Source organism: Streptomyces pathocidini, assembly GCF_001418495.1.
In the GTDB taxonomy this organism is placed as follows: Bacteria; Actinomycetota; Actinomycetes; order Streptomycetales; family Streptomycetaceae; genus Streptomyces; species Streptomyces pathocidini.
In genome coordinates this window covers 1-1,557 of record NZ_LIQY01000689.1, presented here as the reverse complement: position 1 = coordinate 1,557, position 1,557 = coordinate 1, and the positions used below count along the sequence as shown (strand labels likewise).

The window sequence follows — 1,557 nt, the reverse complement described above, 5'->3', positions numbered from 1 at the left end:
CGCCGCCGCCCGCGGCGCCGGAGCCGGGGACGTGGGTGCGGTACGCCGGTGGGCCCGGGTACCTTCAGGCCCTGGCCCGCGGGGACGCGCCGCGCGCGGTGTGGACCGCGCTGCCCGGCCCGCACTGGGCGGACGAGCTCGCGCGCGCCGCCGCCGCCACGCTCGCCTCCGGTCGGGGCGCGCTGATCGTCGTGCCGGACGGGCGGACGGCCGCGCGCTTGGATGCCGCGCTGACCGAACTGGTCGGCGCCGGGCGCCATGTGCTGCTCACCGCGGACAGCGGCCCCGAGGAGCGCTACCGGCGATGGCTCGCGGTCAACCGCGGATCCGTACGGGCCGTGGTCGGGACCCGGGCCGCGATGTTCGCGCCCGTGCGCGACCTCGGGCTCGCGGCGATCTGGGACGACGGGGACTCCAGCCACAGCGAGCAACACGCCCCGCAGCCGCACGCGCGCGAGGTGCTGCTGCTGCGCGCCGCGCACGAGAAGGCCGGGTTCCTGCTGGGTGGGGTCGGCTGCACGGTCGAGGCGGCCCAACTCGTCGACACCGGCTGGGCGTTGCCGCTGGCCGCCCCGCGCGAGCGGGTTCGCGCCGCGGCGCCCCTGATCCGTACGGTCGGGGACGCCGACCAGGCGCGGGACGAGGCCGCGCGCGCCGCCCGGCTGCCCACCCTCGCCTGGCAGGTGGTGCGCGAGGGGTTGCGTACGGGGCCGGTGCTGGTGCAGGTACCGCGCCGCGGGTACGTGCCGAAGCTGTCCTGCGAGCGGTGCCGCACCCCCGCCCGGTGCGCGGGATGTGCCGGGCCCCTGGAGGCAGGGGAGGGCGGCGGGCTGCGGTGCGGCTGGTGCGGGCGGGACGAGGCCGGGTGGCGCTGCGGCGAGTGCGGGGGAGTGCGGCTGCGGGCGCAGATCGTGGGTGCGCGGCGCACCGCCGAGGAGTTGGGGCGGGCCTTTCCCGCGGTGCCGGTGCGGACCTCGGGGCGCGAGCATGTGCTCGACACCGTGCCCGGGCGGCCCGCGCTCGTCGTCAGCACCCCGGGCGCGGAACCGGTCGCCGAGGGTGGTTACGCGGCGGCGCTGCTGCTCGACGGATGGGCCATGCTCGGCCGCCCCGACCTGCGGGCGGGCGAGGAGGCGCTGCGGCGCTGGCTGGGCGCTGCGGCGCTGGTGCGCGGGCAGGAGGCCGGGGGGACGGTGGTCGTCGTCGCCGAACCGACGCTCCGGCCGGTGCAGGCGCTGGTCCGGTGGGACCCGGCCGGGCACGCCGTACGGGAGTTGGCCGAGCGGGCCGAGTTGGGGTTCCCGCCGGTTTCGCGGATGGCGGCGGTGGCGGGGCGGCCCGAGGACGTACGCGGCTTCCTCGACACGGCCGAACTGCCGGACGGGGTCGAGGTGTTGGGGCCCGTACCGATGCCCGTACGCCAGGCCGGGCGGCCTCGGCGGGCCGGGGATCCGCCGGTGGAGGAGGCGTGGGAGAGGATGTTGCTGCGGGTGCGGACGGGACAGGGCGCGGCCCTGGCCGCCGCGCTGAAGGCCGCGCAGGCGGGGCGGGCGGTTC

General features: G+C 78.9%; 1 protein-coding gene. It reads left to right on the top strand.

Going from position 1 to position 1,557, the window contains the following annotated elements:
* Window positions 1-1,557 (top strand): primosome assembly protein PriA (locus tag AOK16_RS24490; RefSeq protein WP_055474279.1); only part of this gene is annotated, 1,557 nt, incomplete at both ends.